This window comes from Rhodoferax sp. RT5P35 (assembly GCF_056521385.1).
This window is the reverse complement of sequence record NZ_JBWMAX010000010.1, coordinates 91,225-105,654: the sequence shown is the minus strand read 5'-3', so window position 1 is coordinate 105,654 and position 14,430 is coordinate 91,225. Positions and strand designations below refer to the sequence as shown.

Genomic DNA, 14,430 nt, shown 5'->3' with positions numbered 1-14,430 from the left:
ACCCCATGCCCATCACCATCCACCCCGACACCCGCCAGCAGGCCATCGCCTCCATCGAGCGCTACTTTTTGACCCACATGGACGAGAAAATTGGCAACGTGGCGGCCGGGGGGTTGCTGGGCTTTTTCCTCGAAGAAATCGGCCCGCTGGTCTACAACCAGGCGGTGGCCGATGTGCAAGCCCAGCTACAGGCGCGGGTGATGGAGGTGGACATTGAAGTGCACGAGGACGCGTTTACCTACTGGCACAAGGCCGACAAACAGCGCAAATAGCCAATACTCCTATTTTGATAGCTGCTTGCGTAGGCAGAATATGCACTAGAAGCCTATTTTGCATATGGTTTTAAGCCCAGCGACAATCAGCGCATAGCGTCCGCACGGTGCGGCGCACCTGCTTGGAAAACTCCCCATGGCCTCTAGCCTGCTTGCGCTGATCGACGATATTGCCTCCATCCTGGACGATGTGACCCTGCTGACCAAGGTGGCTGCCAAAAAAACCACGGGCGTGCTGGGCGACGACCTGGCGCTGAACGCACAGCAGGTCAGCGGCGTGCGGGCCGAGCGCGAGCTGCCGGTGGTGTGGGCCGTGTGCAAGGGCTCGTTTCGCAACAAGCTGATCCTGGTGCCCGCCGCGCTGGCTATCAGCGCCGTGGCCCCCTGGGCGGTAACCCCGCTGCTGATGGTGGGTGGCGCCTACCTGTGTTTTGAAGGCTTCGAGAAGCTGGCCCACCCTTTCATGCACAGCGCCGATGCCGTGGCCGCGGAGCACAGCGCGCGGGTGGCCGCAGTGGCCAACCCGGCGGTGGACCTGGTGGCGCTGGAGCAGGACAAGATCAAAGGCGCGGTGCGCACCGACTTCATTCTGTCGGCCGAGATCATCGCCATCACCCTGGGCACGGTGCAGGGCAGCGGCTTCAGCACCCAGCTCACCGTACTTTCGACCATTGCGGTGGTGATGACGGTGGGCGTATACGGCCTGGTGGCGGGCATCGTCAAGCTCGACGATGGCGGTCTGTACCTTACGCAGCAAGCCAGCGCTTGGCAGCGTGGCCTGGGCCGTGGCATTCTGGCATTTGCGCCCTGGATGATGAAGACGCTGTCGGTGGTGGGCACGGCCGCCATGTTTTTGGTGGGCGGCGGCATTTTGACGCACGGCTGGACCGCCCTGCACCATGGCATTGAGTCCGTCACCCAGTGGGCTGCGGCGCTGCCCGGCGTGGGCCGCCTGTTGCAAACCGTGGCCCCGACGCTGCTGGACGGCATTGCCGGGGTGGTGGCCGGTGCGGTGGTGCTGACCGGGGTGACGCTGGTGCAGCGCTTGCGGGGTCAAAAAGCGCACTGATTTTGCTATTTAATTTGTAGCTATCAGCGCATGCAGAACATGCGCTAGCGGTCTATTTTTTATAAATTCTTCCCTGGCGCAGACTGTCACACAGCTGTCATTTAGCGGTAAGACACTTGGTGATTTATCCACCCCAGGAGACTTTGCCACATGGCCACTGCGACCACGCCTTTCCGACCGCAGCCCGCTGCGGAGCAGCCCTCCTCCCCCACCTCCACCCCGTCTTCGCGGCCCAAGCTGGACCAGAAAACCGGGCCCATCACGGTCATCGTGTTTGTGGCTTTGCTGGCCATCGGCCTGCTGTTCAGCAGCTACAGCCTGGTCAGCGATGTGCAGGAAGCCGGGGCCTACGCCACCAACTGGGTGCCCTACCTGCTGCTGGGCGTGGCGCTTCTGATTGCGCTGGGGTTTGAGTTTGTGAACGGCTTCCACGACACCGCCAACGCCGTGGCCACGGTCATCTACACCCATTCGATGCCGCCGAACGTGGCAGTGATCTGGTCGGGCTTTTTCAACTTTTTGGGTGTGTTGGTGTCCAGTGGCGCGGTGGCGTTTGGCATCATCTCGCTGCTGCCGGTAGAGCTGATCCTGCACGTGGGCTCGGGCGCAGGCTTTGCCATGGTGTTTGCGCTGCTGATTGCGGCCATCATCTGGAACCTGGGGACCTGGCTGCTGGGCCTGCCTTCTTCTTCGTCACACACCCTCATCGGCTCCATCCTCGGCGTGGGCATTGCCAACGCGCTGATGCACGGCCGGGACGGCACCAGCGGCGTGGACTGGGCCCAGGCCACCAAGATTGGCTATTCGCTGCTGCTGTCGCCCCTGGTGGGCTTTGGTGCCGCTGCCCTGCTGCTGCTGGCCCTGCGCGCCTTTGTGAAAAACAAGGCCTTGTACGAAGAACCCAAGGGCAACAAGCCGCCGCCCCTGTGGATCCGCGCCCTGCTGGTGCTGACCTGCACCGGCGTGTCGTTTGCCCACGGCTCCAACGATGGCCAAAAAGGCATGGGCCTGATCATGCTGATCCTGGTGGGCACCGTGCCCATGGCCTACGCCCTGAACCGCGCCATGCCGGTGGACCAGGTGGTGCAGTTCAGCGCCTTGGCGCAGGTCACGCAGCAGTCCTTGCGTAATTCTGGCAACACCAGCAGCATCGCGGCACCGAATGATCCACGTGAAACATTGACCACCTACCTGCGTACCAAAGAGCTGACACCCACCGTGGTACCCGCGCTGACCGTGCTGGTGGACGACATCGGCACCCAGGTGAAACAGTACGGCTCACTGGCCAAGGTGCCCGCCACGTCAGTCACCAATATGCGCAACGACATGTACCTCACGTCTGAAGCCATCCGCATCCTCGACAAGAACCCCGATGCCCCGCTGGATGCCGACAGCAAGGCCAACCTGAAGGCCTTCAAGGGCAAGATCGACGATGCCACCAAGTTCATTCCGCTGTGGGTCAAGGTGGCCGTAGCGATTGCACTGGGCCTGGGCACCATGGTGGGCTGGAAGCGCATCGTGGTCACTGTGGGCGAGAAGATCGGCAAAACCCATCTGACCTACGCCCAGGGCGCGTCCGCCGAGCTGGTGGCCATGGTCACCATTGGCGCGGCCGACATGTACGGCCTGCCGGTATCGACCACGCACGTGCTGTCGTCCGGTGTGGCGGGCACCATGGCGGCCAACAAATCCGGCCTGCAGATGTCCACCATCCGCAACCTGCTGATGGCCTGGGTGCTGACGTTGCCGGTGTCGATCCTGCTCTCAGGCTCGCTGTACTGGCTGTTCTCGCACATTTTCTAATGGTCACTTTTATCAATCCATTTTTCGGGCGAATTGCGTTGTTGCGCGGTGCTCGGAATCCTCATGCACTGAAGTGCATTCCGGTGTCCTGCGCTCCGAGCGCCTAGCACTTCATCCCGAAAATCTGAATTTTTAGAAGCGACCAAAGTGCAAATCACCTACGGTGCAGACAAAACCGGCCTGCTCTGCGGCTACCGGTTTGAAAATGGTGCGCCCGGCGTGCCAGTGGACCTGGCCGAAGCGGCAGCCTGGCTGCTCAGCGATGCGCCCAAGGGCCCGGCGGATTTCGTGTGGCTGCACTTCAACCTGAGCGACGCGGCGGCCGAGGCCTGCATCCGCAAGCACCTGGATGCCGTGCCCGAGTTCTTCGAGGCGCTGCACGCCGGCTCGCGCTCCACCCGCATCGAGGACGCGCACGACACGCTGATCGCGGTGGTTAACGACGTGGCGTTTGAATTCGCCTTCGACCCGGCCGAGATCGCCAGCCTGTGGCTCAATGTGGGCCCGCACATGGCCCTCAGCGCCCGCTCGCACCCGCTGCGCTCCATCGACCGCATGCGCGATGCCGTCAAGCACGGCAAGCCGCTGGCCTCGTCAGTAGCATTTTTGAACCAGTTGCTGATGGAGCAAGGCGACGTGCTGGTGCGCATCGTGCGCGAAACCACGGTGCAGGTGGATGCCATTGAAGACAAATTTCTGGTCGGCCGCCTGCACAACCGCCGCGCCGACCTGGGCAAGCTGCGTCGCTTGCTGGTGCGCCTGCAGCGCCTGCTGGCGCCCGAGCCGGGGGCGTTGTTTCGGCTGCTGCGCCTGCCGCCGCCGTGGATCAGCGAGCACGACCTGGAAGCGCTGCGCCAGGCCACCGAAGAGTTCTCGCTGACTATCCGCGACATGTCGGAGCTGAAAGAACGCATCAAGCTGCTGCAGGAAGAAATTGCCGCCCAGGTGAGTGAGCAGACCAACCAGAGCGTCTTCACCCTGACCGTGGTCACCGTGCTGGCCCTGCCGATCAACATCGTGGCCGGGCTGCTGGGCATGAATGTCGGCGGCATCCCCCTGGCAGACCACCAGCACGGCTTCTTCGTGGTGGTGGCGGTCATCGTGGTATTTACCGCGCTGGCCGGGCTGTACGTTTACAGAAGAAAGTAGTCCGTACTATATTTTTGATAGCTGTCAGCACAGGTTTTATAAGGGCTGGCAGCCCAAAAAGGTATGAACCAACCAAAAGCACAGCTTCCAGAGATGCCGTGGAACCGGCTTTGCCGGGCCACTGGCATCGCCCCCTGCAAGGGGGTTGGCGAAAAGCGCTTGCGCTGTAGCCTGGGGGTACGCTACAGACTTGCCATGTCGATCACGAAGCGGTACTTCACATCGCTTTTCAGCATGCGGGTGTAGGCGGTTTCGATCTGGTCCATGGGGATGGTTTCGATGTCCGATACGATGCCGTGCTGGGCGCAGAAGTCCAGCATCTCCTGGGTCTCTGCAATGCCGCCAATCAGCGAACCCGCCAGGCGGCGGCGCTTGAAGATCAGGCCAAACACATTGGGAGACGGATGCGGGGTTTCTGGCGCACCGACCAGGGTCATGGTGCCGTCCAGCTTGAGCAGGCCCAGGAAGGCATCCAGATTGTGCGCAGCGGCCACGGTGTTGAGGATGAAGTCAAAGCTGTTGGCGTGGGCGGCCATCTCGTCGGCGTTCTTGGACACCACAACTTCCTTGGCACCCAGGCGCAGCGCGTCTGCCCGCTTGCTCTCGGAGGTGGTGAACAACACCACATGCGCGCCCATGGCGGCAGCGATCTTCACGCCCATGTGGCCAAGTCCGCCCAGACCAACAATGCCGACCTTCTGGCCGGGGCCGACTTTCCACTGGCGCAACGGCGAATAGGTGGTGATGCCCGCGCACAGCAGCGGGGCTACGGCGGCCAGGTCGTCCAGTCCGTGGGAGATGCGCAGCACGAAGGATTCGCGTACCACCATGTGGTTGGAATAGCCGCCATAGGTGTTGGTGCCGTTGGGGAACACCGGGCCGTTGTAGGTGCCGGTAAAGCCGTTGTCGCAGTACTGCTCCAGGCCTTCGGCACAGGGTGCGCAGTGCTGGCAGCTATCGACCATGCAGCCGATGCCGACCAGGTCGCCCACCTTGAATTTGCTGACCAGATCGCCCACTGCCGTGACGCGGCCCACGATTTCATGGCCGGGTACGCTGGGGTACACGGTGTTCTGCCACTCATTGCGGGCCGTGTGCAGGTCGGAATGGCAAACCCCGCAGTACAAAACGTCCAGCGCCACGTCCTGCGCGCCAGGCGCGCGGCGTTCAAAGCTGAAGGGGGCCAGGGGGGAGGTTGGGGAGGTAGCGGCGTAGCCGTGGGCGGTGGTCATGGAAGGTGCTCCTGTGGGGAATGTGGCGAGTTAGGGGCGGATGTTAAGCCGATCCCATGACCAACGTGTAACAAGGCTATTGGGCAGCGCCAGGGTGGATCTGCACCGGCTTGCCCGTGCGCGCACTCTCGTACAGCGCGTCCAGAATCTGCATCACCACCAGGCCCTCGTCGCCACCCGCCGGGTGCGGCGTGCCGGTGAGGATGGCTTCGGCGTAGTCAAACATAGCGGATTTGGCCTGTACCGTGGGGGGGCACAAATGCATGTCTACCGGCGCGCCGTTGACTTCGGTGAACACCTGCGCGTCGAAGGTGTAGCCGCCGCCCAGGTTCTTTTGCAACAGCCCGGCCTTGGTGCCCAGCAGCCGGGTTTCCATGAGCTCGGCTTCCTGGATGTTGGCAGCCCAGGAGGCCTCCAGCGCCAGCGTAGCGCCGTTGTCGAAGCGGATGAACCCAGCAGCCAGGTCTTCCACATCAAAGGTCTTGCCGGCCTTCTGGGCCAGGTCGCTGGCGATGGGGTTGTAGGTGCTGCCCATCACCCAGGTGGGTTGCGGGTAGCCCATCAGCCACAGAGCCAGGTCCAAGCGGTGCACACCCAGGTCGATAAGCGGGCCGCCCCCCGCCAGCGCCTTGGTGCCAAACCAGCCGCCAAAACCGGGCATGCCGCGGCGGCGGTGCCAGACGCTGCGGCCAAAGTAGAAGTCGCCAAACAGGCCTGCATCGACCTGGGCTTTCAAGGCCCGCGATGCGGCGCTGAAGCGGTACGAGAAGTTGATCATCAGCCGCTTGCCCGCATCCTTGGCGGCTTCCAGCATCTGGCGGCCTTCTTGCGCGTTCATGGCCATGGGCTTTTCGCACAGCACGTGGCAGCCTGCGGCCAGCGCGGCCAGGGTCAGTTCCACGTGAAACTTATTCGGCGTGCAAACGCTGACCACGTCCAGCCGCTCGGTCGCCAGCATTTCTTCGGCAGAGGCGTAGCGGCCTGCCACGCTGAACTCATCGCCCACCTGGGTCAGCCGCGCCGCATCGGGGTCGGCCAGGGCCACTACTTCCACGTTCGGGTGCTCTTGCCAGCCTTTGATGTGGGCGCGGCCCATGCCCAGGCCGATCACGCCCACGCGCAGCTTGGTGCTCATGCCAGGTCCTTGTTGCTTTGGACGATGCCTACATTGGTGAAACCAAGCTTGGGGCTGATGGTTTCCAGCGGCGCAGCGTTCGGGCATACGTCCACGATATTGACGCGCGGTGTGGCCCATTGCACGGCATTGGCGATCACGCGCTGCACATTTTTGTCGTGGTAGGTGGGGTAGGCCTCGTGGCCAGGGCGGAAGTAGAAGATGCGGCCGTGGCCACGCTCCCAGCAGCAGCCAGAGCGGAACACCTCGCCACCCTCGAACCACGAGATGAACACCGTGCTGTCGGGCTGCGGAATGTCAAAACGCTCGCCGTACATCTCTTCGTTGGGCAGTTCGAAATACTCGCCCAGACCGGCCGCGATGGGGTGCGAGGGCTCCACCACCCACAGGCGCTCTTTCTCATGCGCCTCGCGCCATTTCAGTGAGCAGTTGGTGCCCATCATACGGCGGAAGATTTTGCTGAAATGGCCGGAATGCAGCACGATCAAACCCATGCCTTCCAGCACGCGCTTTTGCACCCGGTCGACCACCGCGTCGTCCACCAGGTTGTGCACCTTGTGGCCCCACCAAATCAAGACATCGCAGGCGGCCAAGCGGGCCTCGCTCAGGCCGTGCTCGGCCTCGTCCAGCGTGGCAGTGCTGATGTCCAGCGGCAGGGCACCGGGGTTCAGACCGGGGGTGGCGGCCAGGGCGTTGGCAATGGTGGTGTGCAGACCTTCGGGGTAGATGGCGCCCACAGCGGCATTTTCGCGTTCGTGGCGGAATTCGTTCCAAACAATAACAGAAATACGGGTTTTCACTAGGGTGCTCCTGGCGTGGGGTAGTAATAGGCTGTGCGGCCTAAACTCTAAGCCCGCCCAACCTCTTGCACCCGTCCAATTGCTGTCAATAATCCGCAATGAATAGCAAAAATCCTGGATCGGCTGAATCCACCTTCTGCAGCGCCCCACAGGCTCCATCCGCCAGCCAGGACGCAGTGGTCATGCGCCAGCACCTGGGCGATTTTTTAAAGCGTGCCATGGCAGGCAGCCTGGTTGTGCATCTGCCCGGCGGCGCCCCGGTAGAGCGCGGCGAGGGACACTTCCACGTCGGCCCCGAATTGTTCCTACAAACCGGCGGCTGGACCGACTTTCGCCTGCCGCATGGCACGCTGACCCTGGGCCCCGGCGAGGCGCTGCTGATGCCGCCGCAGTTGCTGCATGCCGAGCAGGTGCGCGCCGCGCCCGCACAGCCATTTGCCAACCTGGTGGTCTACGCCGAGGCCCACGCCCTCACCTGCCATATTGCCCATGAGATCCACACTGGCAAGCCCGGCATCCGCCACCTGGAAATGCGCCAGCACCCGCAGGCCCGCCACATCCACGACTGGCTGGCCGATGCGGCCCGGCTGGGCCAAAGCGTGCAACCCGAATGGGCCACGCTGCAAATCCGCGCCCTGGTGGCCGCCGCCACCGCCGGGGTGCTGCGCGCGCTGGCCGATGTCGACCCGCACACCGCCCCCGAATCCGCCTGGGTCACCAAGGTGCGGGTGCTGGTGCAAAACCAGCTGGGCGATGCCGACCTGAGCGTGCGCGGCCTGGCCCAACAGTGCGGCTGCACCGCAGACTATTTGTCGCACCTGTTCCGCCAACAGACGCAGGAAGCCCTGGTGGCCTACATCAACCGCATGCGCATGGCCCGTGCCGCCCGCCTGTTGGCCGAGAGCGCGCTGGCGGTGAAAGAGGTGGCCTGGGCCTGCGGCTACGCCCATCCCAGTTACTTCATCCACAGCTTTCGGGCGCAGTATGGGCAAACGCCCAAGGGCTACCGGCAAGGGCGGGCTGTGGTGAAATCTGCGCCATGAAAACACTCATCTTCGCGGGCAGCACCCGCAAACAGTCGGTCAATCGCCAACTGGCCCAGGCCACCGCACGCATCGCCACCGCGGCCGGTGCCGAGGTCACGCACATCGAGCTTGCCGACTTCAACATCCCCATGTACAACGCCGACCTGGAGGCCGAGGGCACGCCCGCCGACGTGCTGCGCCTGAAGGAAATCATGTTCGCACACCCGGCCTGGATCATCTGCGCGCCTGAGTACAACGGCAGCTACCCCGCGCTGCTGAAAAACACCATCGACTGGGCCTCCAGCCCCATCAAGGCTGACCCGGTATGGAAAGACGGTTTCCGCTCCTTCACGGGCAAGGTGGTAGGCCTGTTGAGTGCGTCGCCGGGTGGGCTGGGCGGTTTGCGCTCGCTAACCCACCTGTCGCCGCTGATGGCCAATCTGCAATGCTGGGTGGCCCCCAAGCAGTTCGCGCTGGCCCGGGCTTTTGACGCGTTTGCTGAAGACGGTAGTTTGAAACAAGAAGCGCACCGCGCCAGTGTGCAAGCCGTCATCGACCAAGTGCTGTGGGCAGCCCGTAAATTTGAAGCCTAATCAGGCTCTAGCGCACATATTAACTTCACTGGTAGCTACGTAATTAATAGCAAACTCAAGTGAATGAATAGAACACTCCCATCCAAAGAACCCAGGGAACCGGCTTTGCCGGGCTCTAGGGTTCACCCCCTGCAAGGGGATTGGCGGCCACACGCAGTGGACAAGCCTGGGCGTGAGTGCCGTCTCGGCTGCGGTGCCTGCTGCATTGCCCCCAGCATCAGTTCCCCCATCCCCGGCATGCCGGTGGTGAATGGCATCAGCAAACCCGCTGGGGTGCGTTGCGTGCAACTGGACGCAGCCAACCTGTGCCGCATTTTTGGCCTGCCAGAACGGCCAGCGGTGTGCGGCCAGCTGCAGCCCGCGCAAGACATGTGCGGCAGTAACAACCTGCACGCCATGCACTACCTGACGCAGCTGGAAATCGCTACCCAGCCCAGTTCCATTTCATGAGAACTTTAGGCCTCTAGCGCATGTTCCACCTGCACTAGCAGCTATATAAAAAATAGCAATCAGGTTCACATGTCTTTCAGTATTTCCTGGCGCTTTTGCTGGTATTCCGGGTCGGTAATCAGGTCTTTTTCGCGCAGGCTTTTCAGTTTCTGCAGACGCAATTCTTGTGCATCAAAGAAAGCCGCGTTGCGCTCAACGGGTGCCGGGGCCGCAGCAGCGGCAGGCGCGGCAGCTTTCACCAAGGTGGGGGCCATGGCAGATGCCATGCCAGCGGTGAGCGGGAACGTTAGCCAGTCTGCACGCTGGCTGGTCGCCAGCACGCTTTGCAGCTGCGTAGACCCTGCGCCGTTGCGCGAACCGTAGCGGAAAGTCGGCGTCACGCCGGTACCGCGCCAGTGGTCATAAAAATTGAAACGTGCGTCGCGCACCACCAGTTGCAAACCCTCGGCATTGACAAAAATGCGGGCAGTGACCGCCGTAGGGGGTTCGATCGAGTTACGGACGCGGCGCTCGCTGCTGACCAGCAACACGTCCTGGCCCGGCGTGGCGCTGGCCAGGGCCTGCGACAGGGGTTCGGCCAGTTGCTCGGCCTCGGAGCCCGTCACCAGCTCTACAGGACCCCTGGCACCCGGAATGCGGACCGACTCCAGCAATTGCTGCAGGGTTCTGCTGTCCATCACTGCCGGATGCCGGTTGTCGGGGGCACCGGGTTCGCGTGCCACCAGCTGGATGCTGGAGAAGTCGTGGATGTTCCAGACAGTCCGCTGGTCTGGCGGACTGGCATCACCGGCCTTACTACCGCCAAACAGCCCATCGAACAGACCCGCATGGGCACCGGGCGCAGCCACCAGGCTGGCGGCGCAGACCGCCGTAGCCATCCATTGCTTGGCTTTTCTCATAGATTCCATTTCACTCGGGACTTACACACGTCCCAGCACACACACAAAGCCCAGGTGCACACCGTTGATTCCAACAGCATGCACCTGGGCCCGACTCAGCTTCTCGCGAAAACTAAGGGCTTACCACCAGGCTTCCACTTGCACGCCAACGGTAGTGGCCTTGGTACGGCCAAAGAGCGCACCGCCGGTGGGTGCCGCCGCGGCAGCAGCATCGTTCCAGTTGGCACGGGTGGCGTAGATGCGGAACTCAGGACGCGTCCAGAAGTCGGTATTGGGCGAGAAGGCCACGGCAAACGTACCCTTGGTCAGGTTCTGTTTGTCTTGTCCGTCAATCTTGCGCTGGGTCAGACCCAGTTCACCCAAGAGCTTGACGTTCTTGGCCACACCGTAGGACACCCGTCCACCCAGGGAGACATCTTTGGTGGTTACGCCGTTATCGGGCTTGATGGTTTGGTAACTCACCAAAGCCTGGCCACCGAAGACACCGCTTTGCCAGTTAATGGATTCAATGATGCGGCTTTGTTTGGCACCCAGGGCAGGCACACCGGCAGTGTCCAGGTTGTAGAACTTGCCATCGATATCCGCATGGCCAGTCGATCCTTGCAAGAAGAAGGAATTGGTCAGACCCGGAACAATGAAGTCGGCTTGGTTATGCAACAGGCCCAATGCACCACCGTTGGAGCCCTGGGCAAACGTACCGTTGACCACGCCACCGGTCAGGGTCAGCTTGCCACCGGGGTTGACCGGCAGATCGCGCCACTGAAAGTTGGCACGGCGGGCATTGTTGGTGGTGGTGTTTTTGTTGTCAGAGTTGCCATCGCTGTACACCGCGAGGTTCAGCTTGCCAAAACCCACATCAATACCGTCGGCGCCCGCACCGTAGTTGTCACCATCCTGCATCAGCCATTGGTCAATGATGTGGATGTCCTGCACACGGTGGAAACGCTGACCCGCCCAAAAGCTGACGTTCGGCGCAAAGCTCAGGCCGGTGATGTCGGAGTAGATCTGCGGCGTACCGGTGGTGCCGTTGTAGTAGTTGGGCATCCAATGGACACCCCACTTCACGCCACCGCCCAGATCCCAGTTTTTGCCGATCAAGACTTCAAAGTAGTTGTCGCCTTCATTGCCCAGCCGGTAGTGGCTCAAGCTGCCACCCAGTTGGTACTGGCCTTTGGCCTGGCCATTGCCGGATGAATAAAAACCGCTGCGCAGGTAGCCGGTGAATTCCAGACCGGTGGCGTCCGTGACCTTCTTGACCACCTGGGTGATCTGCTTTTCCAGTGTGGGGTCCACGGGCACATCGTTGGCCGCCTGGGCAAACGCATGGCCACCTGCCGCCAACAACGACGCGGCAGCGACGGTGGCACGTAATGTAAAGAACTTCATCTTTGTTATCTCCGTTGGTCTTTTAAGGTAATGACTTTGAACACCCGGATGGGTGTGGCTAAAGTTGACCGGGACAAATCCCGGTCACGAAATCTTGGAAATCCTGGCTTGGCGGTATCCATCCCACCGTTTTTGACCTTTGCGGCACACAAACAGGCGCAGCTTTCCCCCGCTTTTTCGTAAAAAAGTCTTTCAGAATGAATCTGTAAAACTTCTGTAAATTTCTTTGTAGAATTTGTAAATTAGTTACATAAATTTTATAAAAAATACATTTTTTACATTTTCATCAAAACCTGGCTTGAGTGTGCAGCCACAGAAATCCCTGCCACTTTCACTCACAAGACTCGCTTTGTATGCGGCTTGTAGAACGCTTTAGGACAAAACAACTGTAGTAACTAAGTTACTTAGTTGAACTAAGTATTTGTACCAATTTGTTGTTTTTTTGGTAAAAATTTACAAAAACAACATGGCAAAGACGAAATAAAGGCCGTGCAAAAGCCTGTGTTGGCAAGAACACGGAGGCATGCGAAATGGAATGGATGCCGCGGCTTTCTTGCTGCCGCAAGAAAGGGGCTTAAAACTGCGCTGGCCAAACCACAAATCCGTTAAATCCTGACGGACTTTGTGTTTGACTATTCTTCTAATGGTTCTATTAATACATAGTAGTAGTAGTAAGCACACGGCTCTTTTGTGGGTAAGCCTGTTTTATCCTTTCTAATCAACAGCTTATCCCGTGTTGCCAGGTGTGCGTGACCCTGCTTTTCTGGTGTCACGCCAAAATGAACAACTTTCAAATTATCGTGTTGCCTGTGGATAACTGCCTGGTTATGCCAGCTCTATCCACAGCTTTTCAAGACAAGGAAAAATATGGCTACCCCACTCAAAATTGATTTCGTCTCCGATGTGTCCTGCCCTTGGTGTGTGGTGGGTTTGAAGTCGCTGGAGCAGGCACTGGCGCGTGTGGGCGACAGCATTACGGCCGAATTGCACTTTCAGCCGTTTGAACTCAACCCCCAGATGGCCCCTGAAGGCGAAGACACCACCGAGCACCTGGCGCGCAAATACGGCTCCACCCCGGCCCAGGCGGCCGCGACCAAAGAAAACATCCGCGCCCGCGGGGCCGAGTTGGGCTTTACGTTCAACTTGGGCCAGCGCAACCGTATTTACAACACCTTCGATGCGCACCGCCTGCTGCACTGGGCCGAGCTGGAGGGCTGCCAGCACGCTTTGAAGCAGGCGTTATTCGATGCCTACTTCACCCTGGGCCAAAACCCCAGCGACCATGCCTTGCTGGTGCAGGTGGCCGAACAAGTGGGGCTGGACCCGGTGCGGGCACAGGCAATTTTGGAATCAGATGCATTTGCCGATGCCGTGCGGGAGCGCGAGCAGTTCTACACCAGTCAAGGGATCCACTCGGTGCCCGCCATCATCATCAACGACCGGCACTTGATCTCCGGCGGCCAGCCGCCTGAAGTGTTTGAGCAGGCATTGCGGCAAATCGCGGCAGCTTGACCCGCACATTTGCACCAAACCTGAGCCGAATCCACTTGCTGGCCAACTTTGTGCACATTACAGGTGCATTTTTGTACGCAATGTAGCAAGGCCTAGCGTCTAGCCTGGCACAGGCTATGCCTAGGAGCCTGGACGGCAGCATTCTTTGCCGGCCCGTTTTTCGTCCGGCCCCACCCAGGGGCCGTTGTTTAGAGCAAACGCAAGGAGATAGGCGCAATGGCAAAAGACATTTTGTGTGGTTTTGGCGTGGATGTAGACGCGGTAGCGGGCTGGCTAGGTTCTTACGGCGGTGAGGATTCACCCGATGACATTTCGCGCGGGCTGTTTGCGGGCGAAGTGGGGTCACCCCGGCTGCTGAAGCTGTTTGAGCGCATGGGCATCAAGACCACCTGGTTCATTCCAGGCCATTCGATCGAGACTTTTCCGGCGCAAATGCAGGCGGTGGCCGATGCCGGGCACGAGATCGGTATCCACGGCTATTCCCACGAAAACCCGATTGCCATGACCCCCGCGCAAGAAGAAGCCGTGTTGGACAAATGCATAGACCTGGTGGAAAAACTGTCTGGCCGCCGCCCCACGGGCTATGTGGCGCCCTGGTGGGAGTTTTCCAAAGTGACCAACGAATTGCTGGTCAAGAAAGGCATCAAATACGACCACTCGCTGATGCACAACGACTTCCACCCCTACTATGTGCGGGTGGGTGACAGTTGGACCCCGATTGACTACGGCAAAAAGCCGCATGAATGGATGGTGCCGCTGCAGCGTGGGCTCGAGACCGACCTGATCGAGATCCCGGCCAACTGGTATCTGGACGATTTGCCGCCCATGATGTTCATCAAAAAATCGCCCAACAGCCATGGCTTTGTGAACCCGCGCGACATCGAGCAAATGTGGCGCGACCAGTTTGACTGGGTTTACCGCGAATGCGACTACGCCGTGTTCCCCATCACCATCCACCCCGATGTGGCGGGCCGGCCGCAGGTGCTGCTGATGCTGGAGCGGCTGTTTGCGTACATCCAATCGCATCCTGGCGTGCGTTTTGTCACCATGGACACCATGGCCGACGACTTTGCGGCGCGCTTCCCCCGCAGCAAAGCCTGATGCA

At 60.6% G+C, this 14,430-nt stretch carries 14 protein-coding genes; 9 read left to right on the top strand and 5 right to left on the bottom strand.

What is annotated here, in order from left to right; translation table 11 throughout:
- The first annotated feature begins 5 nt into the window (after nucleotides 1-5).
- The 4 genes from AC097L_RS16685 to AC097L_RS16670 all read left to right on the top strand — a co-directional run bounded on the left by AC097L_RS16685 (nucleotide 6) and on the right by AC097L_RS16670 (nucleotide 4,293).
- The gene (locus AC097L_RS16685; protein ID WP_479587656.1) at nucleotides 6-272 is read left to right on the top strand and encodes a DUF2164 domain-containing protein; all 267 of its coding nucleotides are present in this window, start codon (nucleotides 6-8) and stop codon (nucleotides 270-272) included.
- Nucleotides 273-408: 136 nt separating this feature from the next.
- Nucleotides 409-1,341: a DUF808 domain-containing protein gene (locus tag AC097L_RS16680; protein WP_479587655.1), complete on the top strand. Its 933-nt coding sequence runs from the start codon at nucleotides 409-411 to the stop codon at nucleotides 1,339-1,341.
- Nucleotides 1,342-1,491: 150 nt separating this feature from the next.
- Nucleotides 1,492-3,144 carry an inorganic phosphate transporter gene (locus tag AC097L_RS16675; RefSeq protein ID WP_479587654.1) on the top strand — a complete coding sequence of 551 codons (1,653 nt, stop codon included), beginning with the start codon at nucleotides 1,492-1,494 and terminating at the stop codon, nucleotides 3,142-3,144.
- 147 nt (nucleotides 3,145-3,291) lie between these two features.
- Nucleotides 3,292-4,293, top strand: coding sequence for a transporter (locus AC097L_RS16670; protein ID WP_479587653.1), 1,002 nt, complete (start codon nucleotides 3,292-3,294; stop codon nucleotides 4,291-4,293).
- A 182-nt stretch (nucleotides 4,294-4,475) separates the two neighbouring features.
- Here AC097L_RS16670 and AC097L_RS16665 read toward each other — a convergent pair whose 3' ends face one another.
- From AC097L_RS16665 to AC097L_RS16655, 3 genes are all read right to left on the bottom strand, one after another.
- Nucleotides 4,476-5,525 (bottom strand): NAD(P)-dependent alcohol dehydrogenase, encoded by a 1,050-nt coding sequence (locus tag AC097L_RS16665; protein WP_479587652.1) that lies wholly within the window; start codon nucleotides 5,523-5,525, stop codon nucleotides 4,476-4,478.
- Nucleotides 5,526-5,601: 76 nt separating this feature from the next.
- Nucleotides 5,602-6,660: a Gfo/Idh/MocA family protein gene (locus AC097L_RS16660; protein ID WP_479587651.1), complete on the bottom strand. Its 1,059-nt coding sequence runs from the start codon at nucleotides 6,658-6,660 to the stop codon at nucleotides 5,602-5,604.
- Nucleotides 6,657-7,460 (bottom strand): ThuA domain-containing protein, encoded by an 804-nt coding sequence (locus tag AC097L_RS16655; RefSeq protein WP_479587650.1) that lies wholly within the window; start codon nucleotides 7,458-7,460, stop codon nucleotides 6,657-6,659. Before AC097L_RS16655 ends, AC097L_RS16660 begins: the two co-directional genes overlap by 4 nt.
- A gap of 98 nt (nucleotides 7,461-7,558) precedes the next feature.
- Between AC097L_RS16655 and AC097L_RS16650 the strand changes: the two genes are divergently transcribed.
- The 3 genes from AC097L_RS16650 to AC097L_RS16640 all read left to right on the top strand — a co-directional run bounded on the left by AC097L_RS16650 (nucleotide 7,559) and on the right by AC097L_RS16640 (nucleotide 9,528).
- Nucleotides 7,559-8,503 (top strand): helix-turn-helix domain-containing protein, encoded by a 945-nt coding sequence (locus AC097L_RS16650; protein ID WP_479587649.1) that lies wholly within the window; start codon nucleotides 7,559-7,561, stop codon nucleotides 8,501-8,503.
- Entirely contained in the window at nucleotides 8,500-9,078 is a 579-nt protein-coding gene (locus AC097L_RS16645) for an NADPH-dependent FMN reductase (protein WP_479587648.1), read from the top strand. The genes AC097L_RS16650 and AC097L_RS16645 overlap by 4 nt, the downstream gene beginning before the upstream one ends.
- A 156-nt stretch (nucleotides 9,079-9,234) precedes the next feature.
- Entirely contained in the window at nucleotides 9,235-9,528 is a 294-nt protein-coding gene (locus AC097L_RS16640; protein ID WP_479587647.1) for a YkgJ family cysteine cluster protein, read from the top strand.
- A gap of 65 nt (nucleotides 9,529-9,593) precedes the next feature.
- Here the strand turns inward: AC097L_RS16640 and AC097L_RS16635 are convergent, their stop codons facing one another.
- Both AC097L_RS16635 and AC097L_RS16630 read right to left on the bottom strand, forming a co-directional pair.
- Nucleotides 9,594-10,427 (bottom strand): SHOCT domain-containing protein, encoded by an 834-nt coding sequence (locus AC097L_RS16635; RefSeq protein WP_479587646.1) that lies wholly within the window; start codon nucleotides 10,425-10,427, stop codon nucleotides 9,594-9,596.
- A gap of 120 nt (nucleotides 10,428-10,547) precedes the next feature.
- Complete coding sequence (locus tag AC097L_RS16630; RefSeq protein ID WP_479587645.1) at nucleotides 10,548-11,813, bottom strand: carbohydrate porin; 1,266 nt, start codon at nucleotides 11,811-11,813, stop codon at nucleotides 10,548-10,550.
- A gap of 867 nt (nucleotides 11,814-12,680) precedes the next feature.
- On the opposite strand from AC097L_RS16630, the gene AC097L_RS16625 reads away from it, so the two are divergent.
- A complete protein-coding gene (locus tag AC097L_RS16625) occupies nucleotides 12,681-13,325 on the top strand; it encodes a DsbA family oxidoreductase (protein WP_479587644.1) in 645 nt (214 codons plus the stop codon).
- Between the two features lie 216 nt (nucleotides 13,326-13,541).
- Nucleotides 13,542-14,426, top strand: coding sequence for a polysaccharide deacetylase family protein (locus AC097L_RS16620; protein WP_479587643.1), 885 nt, complete (start codon nucleotides 13,542-13,544; stop codon nucleotides 14,424-14,426).
- Nucleotides 14,427-14,430: the final 4 nt, after the last annotated feature.

Bases quoted from the DNA above. Each gene is read 5' to 3' on its own strand.
- AC097L_RS16685 (WP_479587656.1), top strand. From the start codon at position 6: ATGCCCATCACCATCCACCCCGACACCCGCCAGCAGGCCATCGCCTCC.
- AC097L_RS16630 (WP_479587645.1), bottom strand. From the start codon at position 11,813: ATGAAGTTCTTTACATTACGTGCCACCGTCGCTGCCGCGTCGTTGTTG.
- AC097L_RS16665 (WP_479587652.1), bottom strand. From the start codon at position 5,525: ATGACCACCGCCCACGGCTACGCCGCTACCTCCCCAACCTCCCCCCTG.
- AC097L_RS16635 (WP_479587646.1), bottom strand. From the start codon at position 10,427: ATGAGAAAAGCCAAGCAATGGATGGCTACGGCGGTCTGCGCCGCCAGC.
- AC097L_RS16660 (WP_479587651.1), bottom strand. From the start codon at position 6,660: ATGAGCACCAAGCTGCGCGTGGGCGTGATCGGCCTGGGCATGGGCCGC.
- AC097L_RS16650 (WP_479587649.1), top strand. From the start codon at position 7,559: ATGAATAGCAAAAATCCTGGATCGGCTGAATCCACCTTCTGCAGCGCC.
- AC097L_RS16680 (WP_479587655.1), top strand. From the start codon at position 409: ATGGCCTCTAGCCTGCTTGCGCTGATCGACGATATTGCCTCCATCCTG.
- AC097L_RS16675 (WP_479587654.1), top strand. From the start codon at position 1,492: ATGGCCACTGCGACCACGCCTTTCCGACCGCAGCCCGCTGCGGAGCAG.
- AC097L_RS16625 (WP_479587644.1), top strand. From the start codon at position 12,681: ATGGCTACCCCACTCAAAATTGATTTCGTCTCCGATGTGTCCTGCCCT.
- AC097L_RS16620 (WP_479587643.1), top strand. From the start codon at position 13,542: ATGGCAAAAGACATTTTGTGTGGTTTTGGCGTGGATGTAGACGCGGTA.
- AC097L_RS16645 (WP_479587648.1), top strand. From the start codon at position 8,500: ATGAAAACACTCATCTTCGCGGGCAGCACCCGCAAACAGTCGGTCAAT.